10 protein-coding genes and 1 pseudogene are annotated in these 13,095 nt (G+C 75.9%); 7 read left to right on the top strand and 4 right to left on the bottom strand.

Features of this window, described 5'->3' with window-relative positions; all coding sequences use genetic code 11:
* Positions 1 to 87 precede the first annotated feature (87 nt).
* From AC2TDM_RS01030 to AC2TDM_RS01020, 3 genes are read right to left on the bottom strand one after another with little or no spacing between them, the layout of a single operon-like run.
* Positions 88 to 840 (bottom strand): amino acid ABC transporter ATP-binding protein, encoded by a 753-nt coding sequence (locus tag AC2TDM_RS01030; RefSeq protein WP_484635540.1) that lies wholly within the window; start codon positions 838 to 840, stop codon positions 88 to 90.
* A complete protein-coding gene (locus tag AC2TDM_RS01025; protein ID WP_484635539.1) occupies positions 837 to 1,769 on the bottom strand; it encodes an amino acid ABC transporter permease in 933 nt (310 codons plus the stop codon). The genes AC2TDM_RS01030 and AC2TDM_RS01025 overlap by 4 nt, the downstream gene beginning before the upstream one ends.
* Positions 1,766 to 2,647, bottom strand: a complete 882-nt coding sequence (locus AC2TDM_RS01020) for an ABC transporter substrate-binding protein (RefSeq protein ID WP_484635538.1) — start codon at positions 2,645 to 2,647, stop codon at positions 1,766 to 1,768. The genes AC2TDM_RS01025 and AC2TDM_RS01020 overlap by 4 nt, the downstream gene beginning before the upstream one ends.
* Before the next feature lie 181 nt (positions 2,648 to 2,828).
* On the opposite strand from AC2TDM_RS01020, the gene AC2TDM_RS01015 reads away from it, so the two are divergent.
* Both AC2TDM_RS01015 and AC2TDM_RS01010 read left to right on the top strand, forming a co-directional pair.
* Positions 2,829 to 4,355 carry a methyl-accepting chemotaxis protein gene (locus tag AC2TDM_RS01015; RefSeq protein ID WP_484635537.1) on the top strand — a complete coding sequence of 509 codons (1,527 nt, stop codon included), beginning with the start codon at positions 2,829 to 2,831 and terminating at the stop codon, positions 4,353 to 4,355.
* 91 nt (positions 4,356 to 4,446) lie between these two features.
* Positions 4,447 to 4,608, top strand: a pseudogene (locus tag AC2TDM_RS01010) (HNH endonuclease); the annotation flags it as partial.
* A 243-nt stretch (positions 4,609 to 4,851) separates the two neighbouring features.
* On the opposite strand, the gene AC2TDM_RS01005 reads toward AC2TDM_RS01010, so the two are convergent.
* Positions 4,852 to 5,391, bottom strand: a complete 540-nt coding sequence (locus AC2TDM_RS01005; protein ID WP_484636496.1) for a hypothetical protein — start codon at positions 5,389 to 5,391, stop codon at positions 4,852 to 4,854.
* A gap of 136 nt (positions 5,392 to 5,527) precedes the next feature.
* On the opposite strand from AC2TDM_RS01005, the gene AC2TDM_RS01000 reads away from it, so the two are divergent.
* The 5 genes from AC2TDM_RS01000 to AC2TDM_RS00980 all read left to right on the top strand — a co-directional run bounded on the left by AC2TDM_RS01000 (position 5,528) and on the right by AC2TDM_RS00980 (position 13,025).
* Positions 5,528 to 6,076: an SRPBCC domain-containing protein gene (locus tag AC2TDM_RS01000; protein ID WP_484635536.1), complete on the top strand. Its 549-nt coding sequence runs from the start codon at positions 5,528 to 5,530 to the stop codon at positions 6,074 to 6,076.
* Between the two features lie 113 nt (positions 6,077 to 6,189).
* Complete coding sequence (locus AC2TDM_RS00995; protein WP_484635535.1) at positions 6,190 to 8,856, top strand: ATP-binding protein; 2,667 nt, start codon at positions 6,190 to 6,192, stop codon at positions 8,854 to 8,856.
* The gene (locus AC2TDM_RS00990) at positions 8,742 to 9,011 is read left to right on the top strand and encodes a helix-turn-helix domain-containing protein (RefSeq protein WP_484635534.1); all 270 of its coding nucleotides are present in this window, start codon (positions 8,742 to 8,744) and stop codon (positions 9,009 to 9,011) included. Before AC2TDM_RS00995 ends, AC2TDM_RS00990 begins: the two co-directional genes overlap by 115 nt.
* A 162-nt stretch (positions 9,012 to 9,173) precedes the next feature.
* A complete protein-coding gene (locus AC2TDM_RS00985; RefSeq protein ID WP_090032338.1) occupies positions 9,174 to 10,010 on the top strand; it encodes an alpha/beta fold hydrolase in 837 nt (278 codons plus the stop codon).
* 96 nt (positions 10,011 to 10,106) lie between these two features.
* On the top strand, positions 10,107 to 13,025 hold the full coding sequence (locus AC2TDM_RS00980; protein WP_484635533.1) for a beta strand repeat-containing protein: 2,919 nt from the start codon (positions 10,107 to 10,109) through the stop codon (positions 13,023 to 13,025).
* Positions 13,026 to 13,095: the final 70 nt, after the last annotated feature.

The following is a 13,095-nucleotide window of genomic DNA, read 5'->3' as shown; positions in this document are numbered from 1 at the left end:
TCTGGCCAGGACCCGACCGAGGGATGAGCGGGGCGGGTCCGGGGTCCGACCGGAGGATGAGCCGGCTCGTCCGAGGTCCGGCCGGGATCAGACGAGGCGGCGCAGGAAGTCGCGCGTGCGCGGGTCCCTCGGGTCGTCGAGGACCTGCTGCGGCGGGCCCTGCTCGTGGACCCGGCCCGCGTGCAGGAAGCACACCTCGTCGGCGACGCGGCGGGCGAAGCCCATCTCGTGGGTGGCGACGAGCATCGTCGTGCCCTCGGCCTTGAGCTCGACGAGGAGGTCCAGCACCTCGCCGACGAGCTCGGGGTCCAGCGCGCTCGTCACCTCGTCGAGCAGCAGGAGGCGCGGGGAGGTGACGAGGCAGCGGGCGATGGCGACGCGCTGCTGCTGGCCGCCGGAGAGCTGGTCGGGGAACGCGTGCGCGCGGGCGCGCAGGCCCACGCGGTCGAGCACGGCGAGCGCGCGCTCCTCGGCCTCCTCGCGACCGACACCGTGGACGAGGCGCGGCGCGAGCGTCACGTTGTCCAGCACGCGCATGTGCGGGAACAGGTTGTACGCCTGGAAGACCATGCCCATGCGGGCACGGACCGCGTCGGCGTCGACGCGGGGGTCGGTGACGTCCTGGCCCTCCAGCCGCACGACGCCGTCGTCGACGTCCTCGAGCAGGTCGACGACGCGCAGGAGCGTCGACTTGCCGGAGCCGGACGCCCCGACGAGGACCACGCAGCGGTGGGAGTCGACCCGCAGGTCGACGCCGTCGAGCACGACGTGGTCGCCGAACGCCTTGCGGACGCCCTCCACCTGCAGGACGGGGACGGGGGCGGGACCGGGGGCCGTCACCGGATCGGTCCCGCGCCGGCCACGCCCGCCGTCGCGCCCTGCCAGCCGCCGCGGCGGGCGAGCGCGTCGGTGAGGCGCGAGAGGGGGATCGTGAGGGCGACGAAGAGCAGGCCGGCCACGACGTAGGGCGTGAAGCTGGCGTACGCGGAGGTCTGGATCTGCGCGGCGCGCACGGCGTCGACGGCGCCGAGGATCGAGATGAGGCCCGAGTCCTTCTGCAGTGCGACGAGGTCGTTGAGCAGCGGCGGGACCACGCGGCGGACGGCCTGCGGCAGCACGACCGTGCGCAGCGCCTGCGCGTGGGAGAGCCCGAGCGACCGGGCGGCCGCGACCTGCGAGGGGTGGACCGACTCGATGCCGGCGCGGAACACCTCGGCGACGTAGGCGGAGTAGGTGAGGACGAGCGCCAGCCCGCCGAGGACGACCGCGCTCGTCGGGATGCCCTGCAGCCGCAGCCCGGGCAGGCCGAACCCGACGAGCAGCAGGACGAGGATGAGCGGCAGCCCGCGGAAGACGTCGACGTAGACGGTCGCGGCCAGGCGCAGCGGCAGGAACACGGGCCCGCGCAGCGTCCGGCACACCGCCAGGACCAGCGCGAGCACGAGGATGCAGACCGCCGCCACCGCCATGACGCGCAGGTTGAGCCACAGCCCCTCGAGCACGCGCGGCAGGGACGCCCACGCGACCTCGGGGTCGAGGAACGAGGCCCGTACGCGCGGCCAGCCCGGCGACGAGACGAGCGCGAGCACGGCCAGCGCGCCGACGACGAGCGTGGACGCCAGGCCGACGAGGGCCGACCGGCGGGCACGGGCGCGGCGGTACGCCAGCCGCTCGCGGGCGAGGGGCGAGGGCGTCCAGGCGGGGTGCGCCGGGTGAGAGGCGCGATCGGGTGCGGGCTCGGGTGCGGGCTCGGCGGCGCGCGAGGTCACCGCAGGACGGGGGCGCCGGCCGCGTCGGTCAGCCACTGCGCCTCGAGGTCGGCCAGCGTGCCGTCCGCGCGCAGGGCGTCCACCGCCTCGGTGACCGGCTCGGTGAGCGCGGAGCCCTTGTCGAGGACCAGACCGAACTGGTCGGGGTCGTCGCCGGCCGGGAGCTGCCCGACGAGCACGCCGCCCTCGAGCTCGACCGCGCTGAGGTACAGGGCCGTCGGCAGGTCGACCACGATCGCGTCGACGAGGCCGGCCACGAGGGCCTGCTTGACCTGGTCGTTGTCGTTGAAGAGCTGGACGTCGGTCGTCGGCGCGATGGCGTCCTCGGCGACCTGCGCGCTCGTGGTGCCGACCATGGCGCCGATGCGCAGGGGTGCGAGGTCCGCGAGCGAGGCGGCGTCCGCGGCCGCCGCGGTCCCCAGCGTGACGACGGCCTGGGCGGTGTCGTAGTAGGAGGAGGAGAAGTCGAGGTTCTCGCGGCGCTCGTCGGTGATGGAGACCTGGTTGATCGCGAGGTCGAAGGCCTTCGCCCCCGGGGCGATGATCTGCTCGAACGTGGCGCGGACCCACTCGACGTCGTCGGCGGCGTAGCCCAGGCGGTCCGCCACGGCGTAGGCGACCGCGGCCTCGTAGCCCTCGCCCGTCGTCGGGTCGTCGCCGACCACCCACGGCTCGTAGGCAGGCTCGGACGTCGCGATGGTGAGGACGCCGTCGGTGAGGGTGGGGAGGTCCCCACCGGTGGCCGTGCCCGCGTCGGCGGTGGAGGTCCCCGCGCCGGCGGAGGACCCGCCGGACGGCGTCTCGTAGACGGGCGCGCACCCGACGAGCGCCAGGGAGCCGAGGAGGCTGACGGCGGCGAGGGCGAGGGCACGGCGCAACGGGGGCTCCAGGGGGTCGTCGGCCGGCGCGGTCCTGCCGGTCGGGGGCGCGGGAGGCGCTCAATCTACGCGCGGCACCCGCCCCGTGGCGGTCGTCACCAGGTGGTGGCCGTCACGGCTCACGCCTGGGCACCGGCGACCGATCGGGAGGAGGCACGTCCCCCTTGCCGAGGAGTCCGTCATGCCGTTCCGCCGCCGCAGCGACCAGGTCGCGCCGACCGTCGTGCCCCGTGACGTCGAGGCGCTCGAGCAGGTGCTCATCGCGCTGGACGGCGGGGTGGAGGACGAGCAGGACGCACGCGTGAAGATGACGGACACGCTCGTGCGGGCGCTCGGCGTCGACTACGGCGCGCAGTGGGCGCCCGTCGCCGGCGGGCTGGAGCTGGCCTACGAGGCCGGGCCGGTCGCGTCGCGGCTGACGCCCGAGTCGCGGGGATCGCGCGGGACGCTCGCCGAGGCGGCCTGGCGCACGCGCCGCCCGCAGGTCTTCTCGCCCGGTGACACCCCGCCGACCACGCGCAGCGCGCGGCGGATCGCCGCCGAGGGCGTGGGCATGGTCGCGGTGGCCGCGATCCCCATGACGGACGGCGACGAGGTCGTCGGCGTGCTCGAGTTCTGGTCAGCCCGCTGCCTGCCGCGGTTCGCCGACGAGAAGTGGCAGGCCATCGGCCGCATCGCGACCCTGGCGCGTCGGCAGGCGCTGGCCGCGGCGTCGCTGCAGGAGACGCTCAACGACCGCGAGGCCGTCACGACCGTCGTCACGCGCGTCGGTGAGGCCCGCGACGAGGAGTCGGCGATCCGCGTGGCGCTGGAGACCGTGCGCACGGCGTTCGGCTGGGCGTACGGCTCCTACTGGGTGCTCGACGAGGACGCGCGCGTGCTGCGGTTCGCGCTGGAGTCCGGGTCGGCGGGTGCCGACTTCCGCAAGGTGACGTTGGAGGCGTCCTTCGCGGAGGGCGTCGGGCTGTCGGGGCGCGCCTGGAAGGGGCGTGACCTCGTGTTCGTCCGCGACCTCGGGGAGATGACGGACTGCGTCCGGGCGCCCGTCGCGCAGCGGGCCGGCGTCCGGTCGGGCGTGTGCTTCCCGATCCTCGACGACGGGCGCGTCATCGGGACGATGGACTTCTTCACCACGGACACCATCGAGCTCTCGCCCTCGCGCGGGGCGGCGCTGCGCAACGTGGCCCAGCTCGTGTCGCAGCGGCTGTCCGTCGTGCGCCGTTCGGCCGCCGACGCGCGCAACGCGCAGATGCTGCTCGACACCGTCGCGCAGCTGCGCGGGGCGGCCGGCGACGCGGGGCGGGTCGCGGACGAGGCCGTCGGACGCTCGGCGACGATGCGGGACGAGGTGGCGGCCCTCAACGACGCCTCCACCGCGATCGGCGACGTCATCAAGGTCATCACGGGCATCGCGCAGCAGACCAACCTGCTCGCCCTCAACGCGACCATCGAGGCCGCGCGGGCCGGCGAGGTCGGCCGCGGCTTCGCGGTCGTCGCCAACGAGGTCAAGGAGCTGGCCGGCGAGACGGCGGCCGCGACCCAGCGCGTCGCCGGGCAGATCGCGGGCATCCAGGCCAGCAGCCAGTCCGTCGCCTCGGGCATTCACGCCACCAGCGAGATCGTCGGGCAGCTCGACGCGGTCCAGCAGCGCATCAACGACGTCCTGGAGCAGCAGGCGGCGATGGCGGAGCTGTTCGAGCGCGCCTGAGGCGTCCAGCGCCTGCGCCGCGGCGGTCTCAGCCCTCGAGCGGTCCGAGGGACGGGAGGAGCGGCTGTTCACCGGGCACCAGCGCCGGGCGGTGATCCTGCGGGACCAGGGGTGCGTGTTCCCGGGGTGCGAGACCCCGGCCCGGTGGTGCGAGGTCCACCACATCCGCTGGTGGGCCCGGGACGACGGGGAGACGAGCGTCGAGAACGGCGTGGTCCTGTGCGGTCGGCACCACCACGAGGTGCACCGCGCCGACCTCACGATCCGACGCCTGATCGACCGCGCGAGACGTCCGCGGTCAGGACGGATCAAGGCGACCGAGCTGGAACCCGCTCGGTACGAGTTCCGCGCGCCCGACGGCAGGATCGTCGGGCACCAGCGGACGCACGTCGCCGTGCAGGGCCGCCGGGCAGAGGCGTGCGTCATCGGCACCAGGAGCCGCGATGCGGTGCGTGGTCCGCGACCGCTGCCGGCCGGCCGACGCAGCACGTCGGTGCTACCCGCCGGCGGGACCGTCGACCGCCGGATGCGGAGTCACCATCTCGAGCACGCGGTCGACACGGTCGTGCGGGACGGCCAGCTCGATCGCGCCGGCAGCGGTGAGCAGCTCGACCACGCGGCCCGGCTCCGTGGCCCAGCCCCAGCCCGTGGTCCGGCCCGTCGACCGAGCGGCGGTGACGACGAAGGGCCCGGCGTGGAGCCGATGACGGAGGGCGCTGAGCTCGACGCTGCCGGCACCGAGCTGGACCTGGCGGCCGGACCACTGACGTGGGACGCCGTCCACGTCGTCGGCGGACCGCACCGGCAGGACGAGGCGCCCTCGCGCCGCCTCGCGGCGTGCGCGTCGTGACATCGACCACCGCCCGACGACCACGCCGATGAACGCACCCCCTGCCCCTGGCAGACCGGTCGTCCACGCCTCGGTGCCGGGCAGCCCGCGCACGGCGTTGATGCCGCGGACCGCGAGGAGCACGAGCGCGGCGCCGGCGAACCACGCCAGCACGACCACTGCCCGTCGGCCCCAGGGTGTGCGCACGGGTGACCTCCTCCTGGCGGTCCGGGCCGGGCCCGGGCGGACGACCCTCCCACGCACGGTGCCATCCGGCGACCTCCGCCGACTGCGGGCGGCAGCACCCTGTCGTGATCGGTCGGGCAGACGAGAAGGTGCGGGGATGAGCGGGGTGACGACGTCGGGTGGGCGGGTCGAGCGGGACGGCGCGGGGACGTCGCTGGTGTTCCGGCGGGTGCTGCCCTACCCGGTGGAGGTGGTGTGGCGGGAGCTGACCGACCCCGACCGGCTGGAGCGGTGGTACGGGCGGTGGGAGGGCGACCCGGCGACGGGGGCCGTCGTCGTGCGGCTCGTGGCCGAGGGGGACGTGCCCGCAGAACCGCTGCGGATCGACTGGTGCGAGCCGCCGAGCCTGCTCGCCGTCACCGTCGGGGGCGGGGGGACAGGTGGTGGGACGGCGTGGCCGCTGACGGTCGCGCTCGCCGCGAAGGGGGACGGGACGGAGGGGGACGGCGAGGGCGACGGGACGACGCTCGTCTTCCGGCACCTGCTGGGCCCCGACGTCGAGGGCGGCGACGTCGGTGGCATCGGGGCGGGGTGGCACTACTACCTCGACCGGCTGGAGGCGTCCCTGCGGGACGAACCCGTGCCGGACGACTGGGACGACTACGCCGGGCTCGCAGCCGGCTACGGCCCCGCGCACCCCGCCTGACCGGGGGGGAGACGAGCCGACCCGCACGCCCGCACGGCCGGCGGGCGGGCGTGGGGTTCGCCGAGGGTCGGCGCCTCTCCCGCCGGGGGTGGTGACGCCGCTAGCGTGCGGGGGTGGTCGGGGTGCTGCTGTCGCGGGAGGCGGAGGTGTCCGCCCTCGACGGGCTGCTGGAGCGCGCGGTCGAGGCCCGGGACGGGGCCGTCGCCGTGCTCGAGGGACCAGCCGGGATCGGCAAGACGGCGCTGCTGCACCACGTGCGGGACGCGGCGACCGGGCGGGGTGCGCGCGTGCTGGCGGCACGGGCCAGCGAGCTCGACCGCGGGTTCGCCTGGGGCGTCGTGCACCAGGTCCTCGGGCCCGTCGTCGCGGACCCGGCGCTGGACGCGGCGGCACGGGCCGAGCTGCTGGCCGGCGGGGCGACGCGGGCGGCGGCGCTGCTGACGGGCGGTGCGGAGGCCGGCGACGAGGAGTCCTACGCGGTCCAGCTCGGGCTGTTCTGGCTGGTCGCGAACCTGGCGGAGCGGGGGCCGGTGGTGCTGCTCGTCGACGACCTGCAGTGGTCGGACCTGCCGAGCCTGCGCTTCGTCGAGTACCTCGGCCGGCGGCTCGACGGGTTGCCGGTGCTCGTCGTGGCCACGGTGCGGACCGGGGAGCCCGACGCCCCCGCGGAGCTGCTGGCGGAGGTGGCCGCGGGTCCGGGCGCGCGGGTGCTGCGGCCGCGGCCGCTGGGCACCGTCGAGGTCGAGCAGGTGCTCGCGGGTGCGCTCGCGGAGCACCCGCAGGCCGGCTTCGTCGCCGCGGCGTGGCGGACGACCGGCGGCAACCCGCTGCTCGTCGGCGTGCTGGCGCGGGAGGCCGGCGCCGCCGGTCTGCGGGGACGCGACGAGGAGGGCGAGCGGCTCGCGGCGCTCGGGGGTCGCGGTGTGGCCGCCGCCGTGGGACGTCGGCTGCGGCAGCTCGGCGCGGGGGCGACGGCCACGGCGCGGGCGGTCGCGGTGCTCGGGGAGCGCGCGACGCCCGAGGACCTCGGCGACCTGGGCGGGGTGCCGGTGGCCGACGTGCAGGCGCTGACGGACCGACTGGTCGAGGCGGAGGTGCTGCTGCCCGGGGCGCGGGCGTTCGTGCACCCGCTGGTGGCCGCCGCGGTGCTCGACGCGTGCACGCCGCGCGAGAGGTCGGCGCTGCACGCCCGAGCCGCCCGGTTGCTGCGGGCCCGCGGCGCCCGGCCGGAGGAGGTGGCGGTGCACCGCCTGGCGGCGGACCCGGCCGGCGACCCGGAGGCGGTGGAGGACCTGCTGCGCGCGGGCGTCGCGGCGGCCGGTGCGGGCTCGCTCGAGACCGCCGTGCCGCTGCTGCGCCGCGCGCTCGACGAGCCACCGCCCGCCGACCGGCGCGGCGCCGTCCTGCTCGAGCTGGGCGAGGCCGAGGTGCGCGCCCAGCAGCCGGGCGGGCCCGAGCACCTGCGCGAGGCGCTGGCGCTGCTGCCGCCGGGCGACGCGTCGGCCCGGGCGCGCGCCGCCCTCGGCAACCTCCTCGTCCACTCCGACCCGATGGCCGCGCTCGACGAGGTCGGCCGCGGCATGGAGGAGGCCACCGACCCCGGCCTCCAGCTGCGCCTCGAGGCCTTCACGCTGGAGTCCCTCGTCTTCCCCGACGCCTTCGCCGAGCCGCGCCGGGCGGCCTTCGAGCTGGGCCGCACCGACCCCGACCCCTCCCCCGTCATGCTCGTCCACCTCGCCGTCGACGGCGGGTGCGCCGGGCTGCCGCGTGCCGACGTGCTGCGGCTGGCGGAGCGGGCCGTGGCCGACGGCCGCCTCGTCGCCGACGTGGGACCCGCCTCCTCCACCTGGAACCTGCTGACGCACGCGTTCCGGTTCGCCGAGGCCCCCGACCGGTGCGCGCAGGTGCTGGAGGAGGGCGAGCGCATCGTCGTCGAGAAGGGGCTGGTGTCCGCGCGGTTCTTCATCGAGCAGTCGTGGGGGTACTGGCACCGGGACTTCGGGTCGGTGGCGGCGGGGGCGGCGCGCTCGCTGCTGGGGCACGCGGCGATCACGGAGCTCGGGCTCGAGCTGACCATCCCCGCGCTCGCGGCGATCGCGGCGGAGAACCTCGCGCACCTCGACCGGCTCGACGAGGCGCTGGCGCTGGTCGACCGGCCGCTGGGGCCGGCGGAGGGCACGTTCATGGAGCCCTTCGTCCTCTCGGCCCGGGGTCTCGTCCGCGCGGTGGCCGGGCGCCTCGACGCGGCGGAGGTCGACCTCCGCCGGGTGGTGGCGCTGGGCGACGAGCGCGGGTGGGCGGCGCCGCACGCCACGCGCGGGCGGCTGCGGCTGGCGGCGGTGCTCGCGCGCTCGGGCGGCCGGCGGAGGCCGGCGACCTCCTCGCGCACGACGAGGCCGTCGCCACGGTGGCGGGCCTGCGCGGGCCGCTGGGCACCGTGCTGCGCGTCCGTGCCGGGACGCAACGGCCGGAGGCGGCCCTCGCGACGCTGGCGGAGGCCGTCGAGGTGCTGGCGCCGACCCCGTACCGGCTCGAGCACGGCTGGGCGCTGCACGACCTCGGCGCGCTGCTGCTGCGGCGCGGGGACCGCACCGGTGCGCGCGAGCCGCTGCGCCTCGCCCTCGACGCGGCGACGCGCACGGAGTCCGCCCGGCTCGACCGGCACGTGCGGGCCCTGCTCGACGAGGCCGGCGCCCGGCCCCGGCGCGCCTACGCCAGCGGCGTCGACGCCCTCACCGCCTCGGAGCGCCGCGTCGCCGACCTGGCCGTCTCCGGCCTGACGAACCGCGAGATCGCGCAGACGCTGTGGGTCACCCCGAAGACGGTCGAGATCCACCTCGGCCGCACGTACACCAAGCTCGGCATCGCCTCGCGGCGGGAGCTCGCCGCCGCGCTCGGCGCCGGCGCCCGCGAGCACCAGCGGGTGCCGGCCTGAGCCGTGGCAGCGCACCGCGCCGAGAGCGGGGAGCACCGGGGCCTTCACACCGTCGGGTGAGCGAGTCGCCCGGGGTGCCGCCCCGGGTGCCGCCCCGGGGGACCCGACCTAGCGTCGAGGGCAGCGGGCCAGCGAGGGCCCGCCCGACGAGAGGACCGTCCGTTGACGGAGATCACCGCGCACCACGGCCTGTTCAAGGACACGAACCTGCACGTCGACGACACGGGCGGCACCGGCCGCCCGGTCGTCCTCATCCACGGGTGGCCCCTGTCCGGGGAGTCGTTCTCCGAGAACGTGCCGGCGATCGCGGCCGACGGGTACCGCGTCGTCACCTACGACCGCCGCGGGTTCGGCCGCAGCGACAAGCCCCTCACGGGCTACACCTACGACACGCTCACCGAGGACCTGCACACCCTGCTGACGGAGCTCGACCTGCAGGACGTCACGCTCGTCGGCTTCTCCATGGGCGGCGGCGAGGTGGCCCGCTACTTCTCCCTCTACGGCGCCGAGCGCGTGCGCAGCGTCGTCTTCGCCTCGGCGGTGCCGCCCTACATGGCGAAGGGCCCGGACAACCCCGACGGCCCGCTGTCCCAGGAGCAGGCAGCCGAGATGACCGCCTCGCTGACGAAGGACGAGGACACCTTCTACGACGGCTTCACGCGGGACTTCTTCTCCGCGGACGGCGTCCTGAAGGTGACCGAGGCCCAGCGCCAGGAGGCGCTCGCCCTGTGCAAGCAGGCGAACAAGCGCGCCGCGCTGGCGTGCATGGCTGCGTTCGGCGAGACCGACTTCCGCGACGACCTGCCGAAGGTCACCGTCCCCGCGCTCGTCCTCCACGGCGACGCCGACGCCACCGTCCCCTTCGAGGGCTCCGGCGCCCGCACGCACGCCGCCCTCGCCGCCGGCGAGCTGCACGTCATCGCGGGCGGCCCGCACGGCTGCAACGTCAGCCACGCGGAGGAGTGGAACCGGGCGGTCGTGGACTTCCTGGCCCGCTGACGCCCCGGCACCCCCAGCGGGACCGGTAACTGCGGGGGGTGCGTAGGGGTCGGACCCCGATCCCTGCGCACCCCCGCCGCCACGACGCTCGGCGGCATGACCACCACGCACCCGCGCCGGCACGTGCCGGCGCTCTCCTCCCTCCTCGGCCTCACGCTGGCCCTCACCCTCGCGCCGCTCGGCGCGGCTCCCGCGCAGGCGGCGACGACCTGCCTGGGGAAGACCGTCACGATCACCGGCACCTCCGGCGCCGACACCCTCACCGGCACCTCCGGCGACGACGTCATCGACGCGGGCGCCGGCGACGACGCCGTGACCGGCGGCGGCGGCAACGACACGGTCTGCGGCGGTGACGGCGCCGACACCCTCGACGGTGGGACCGGCAACGACACGGTCGACGGCGGCGCCGGGACCGACACGTGGTCCTTCGCGTCGGCGACGACCGCCGTGACGGCCTCGCTCGCGACCGGCACGTCGAGCGGGGCCGGGACCGACAAGGGCACCACGCTCGAGAACCTGCGCGGCGGCACCGGGGCCGACACCCTCACCGGCTCCACGGGCACCAACACGATCGAGGGCGGCGCCGGCAACGACCGCCTCGACGGCGGCAGCGGCACCGACACCGTGTCCTACCGCGGCGCCACGACCGCGGTGACCGTCAACCTCACGACGAGGGCCGCCACGGGCGGTGCCGGCACCGACACCCTGGCCGGGTTCGAGAACGTCCGCGGTGGCGCCGGTGGCGACACGATCACGGGCAGCACCGGTGCCAACACCGTCGACGGCGGGCCCGGCACCGACCGGCTCACCGGCGGCGGCGGCACCGACACCGTCTCCTTCGACTCCGCGACGGCCGGCGTGACCGCGTCGCTGGCGACCGGCACCGCGACGGGTGGCAGCACCGACACGTTCAGCGGCTTCGCGCAGCTCGTCGGGTCCCCCTCCGGCGACACGCTCGTCGGGAACGACGGCGCCAACCGCCTCGACGGCGCCCGCGGCGGCGACGCCTGCAGCACCGGCAAGGGCGCGGACACGCTCGTCGCCTGCGAGGACCTCACGGTCGTCACCGACGCGGCGGGCGCCACGGACGCGGCGACGTGGAGCCTGTCGGCCGGCCAGCGCTTCTTCCTCGACAACCTGCTGACGGGGACGGCCGGCACGAACCTCACGTGGGGCGTCACCGGCCCGGGCGGCACCACCGTCCTGGCGCCCGTCGCGGTCACCACCGCGAACAAGGGCCCGTGGACCGCCACCGCCGGCACCCACACCGCCACCCTCGGCGGCACCGCGGCCGGCACGCACCGGTTCCGGCTCGTGCTGCCCGCCACCACGACCTACCCGTACACGCTCGGCACCACCGTCGGCGCGAACACGCCCTCGTCGGGCCAGGGGGTCCTCGGCGTGCAGGACGTGGACCGCTACACCTTCACGGCCACCGCCGGGCAGCGCGTCTTCTTCCTGTCCTCCGGCGACACGATGGCCGGGTACGCCTACGTCCGGCTGACCCAGCCGTCGGGCGCGGTGGTGATGGAGAAGTTCCTCGTCGGGGACCGCGGGCCGATCACCCTGCCCGTGGCCGGCACCTTCACGCTGTCCGTGGGCACGCCGACGGGCGACGACCACGCCGGCACCTACGGCTTCCGGCTCGCCACCGTGCCCGCGGCGCAGACGTTCGCCACGTCCATCGGCTCCGCGGTCGCGCCCGGCGTCCCCGGTACCGGTGCCGGCACGCTCGAGCAGCCCGGCAGCGAGGACCGGTACACCTTCAGCGGCACGGCCGGCCAGAAGGTCTTCTACGACGCCGGCACGGACACCACCGGCAACCACGCGTTCGTGACGGTCACCTCGCCGTCGGGCGCGAAGGTCCTGGAGAAGTGGGTCACCGGCGACAGCGCGGTGCTCACCCTGCCGACCACCGGGACCTACACGGTCTCCGTGAAGGCCGGCGTCGACGACCGGGCCACCGGCACCTACGGGTTCACGATCCAGCCGGCCACCGCCGGGCCGCAGACCTTCCCGATCACCCTCGGCGCCACCGTGAAGGACGGCGTCCCCGGGCCCGGCGCGGGCAACCTCGAGGGCCCCGGCGCCGTCGACACCTACACCTTCACCGCCACCGCGGGCGACCGCATTGGCTACACGAGCCTCGCCGACACGACCGCCAACTACGGCTACGTGACCCTGTATGCGCCGTCCGGTGCCACGGTGTGGTCCGGATGGATCGCGGCGAACCGCTTCCCGGCCGCCGTGCCCGCCACGGGCACCTACCGCCTGGAGGTCCGCACGACCGACACCACCCACTGGGGCACCTACAGCTTCGCGCTCGTCAAGGCCGCCGCGCAGCAGACGTTCGCGTACACGCTGGGCAGCACGGTCTCGAACGGCGTCCCCGCCGCGGGCGCCGGGAACGTCGAGGGCGTGGGCGGGTCGGACACGTACACGTTCTCCGGCACCGCCGGTGACCGGCTGCTGTACGACGTGCTGGCCGAGTCGACGAACGGCTACCTGTCCCGCACCCTGGTCGCCCCCGACGGCAGGACCGTCGAGCAGGGCTGGGCCTACGGCGACCGCGGCGGGATCGTCCTGCCGGCCACGGGCACCTACCGCCTCGTCATCGCCGGGACGGACAACACCCACTGGGGCACGTACTCGTTCCGGCTGATGAAGACGCCCGCGCCGCAGACCTTCGCGATCCGGGTCGGCCAGACGGTGTCGAACGGGGTGCCGGCCGTCGGCGCGGGCAACCTCGAGACGGTCGGGTCCGTGGACGTCTACACGTTCAGCGCGACCTCGGGGCAGGACCTGCGCTTCGACCACCTCGCCGACGCCACCTCCGGCTACGGCATCGCCAAGGTCACGGACCCGTCCGGCCGCGTGGTCCTCACGAAGTGGCTCGGCTACGACACGGACCTGCCGACGCTGACCTCGTCGGGCACGTACACCGTCACGATCCGCACCGGCGACAACGACGCGGTCCACTCCGGGACGTACTCCTTCGCGCTCGTGACGCGCTGACGGGGCGCTGACCTGCTGCCGGGTCCCTGACAGGCCCCTGACGGGCCTCCGACGACGCGACGGGCGCCGC

It is taken from the genome of Cellulomonas sp. plas2, assembly GCF_057221735.1.
Note: the sequence above shows the minus strand (reverse complement) of the source record. Positions and strands in the feature narration are given on the sequence as shown.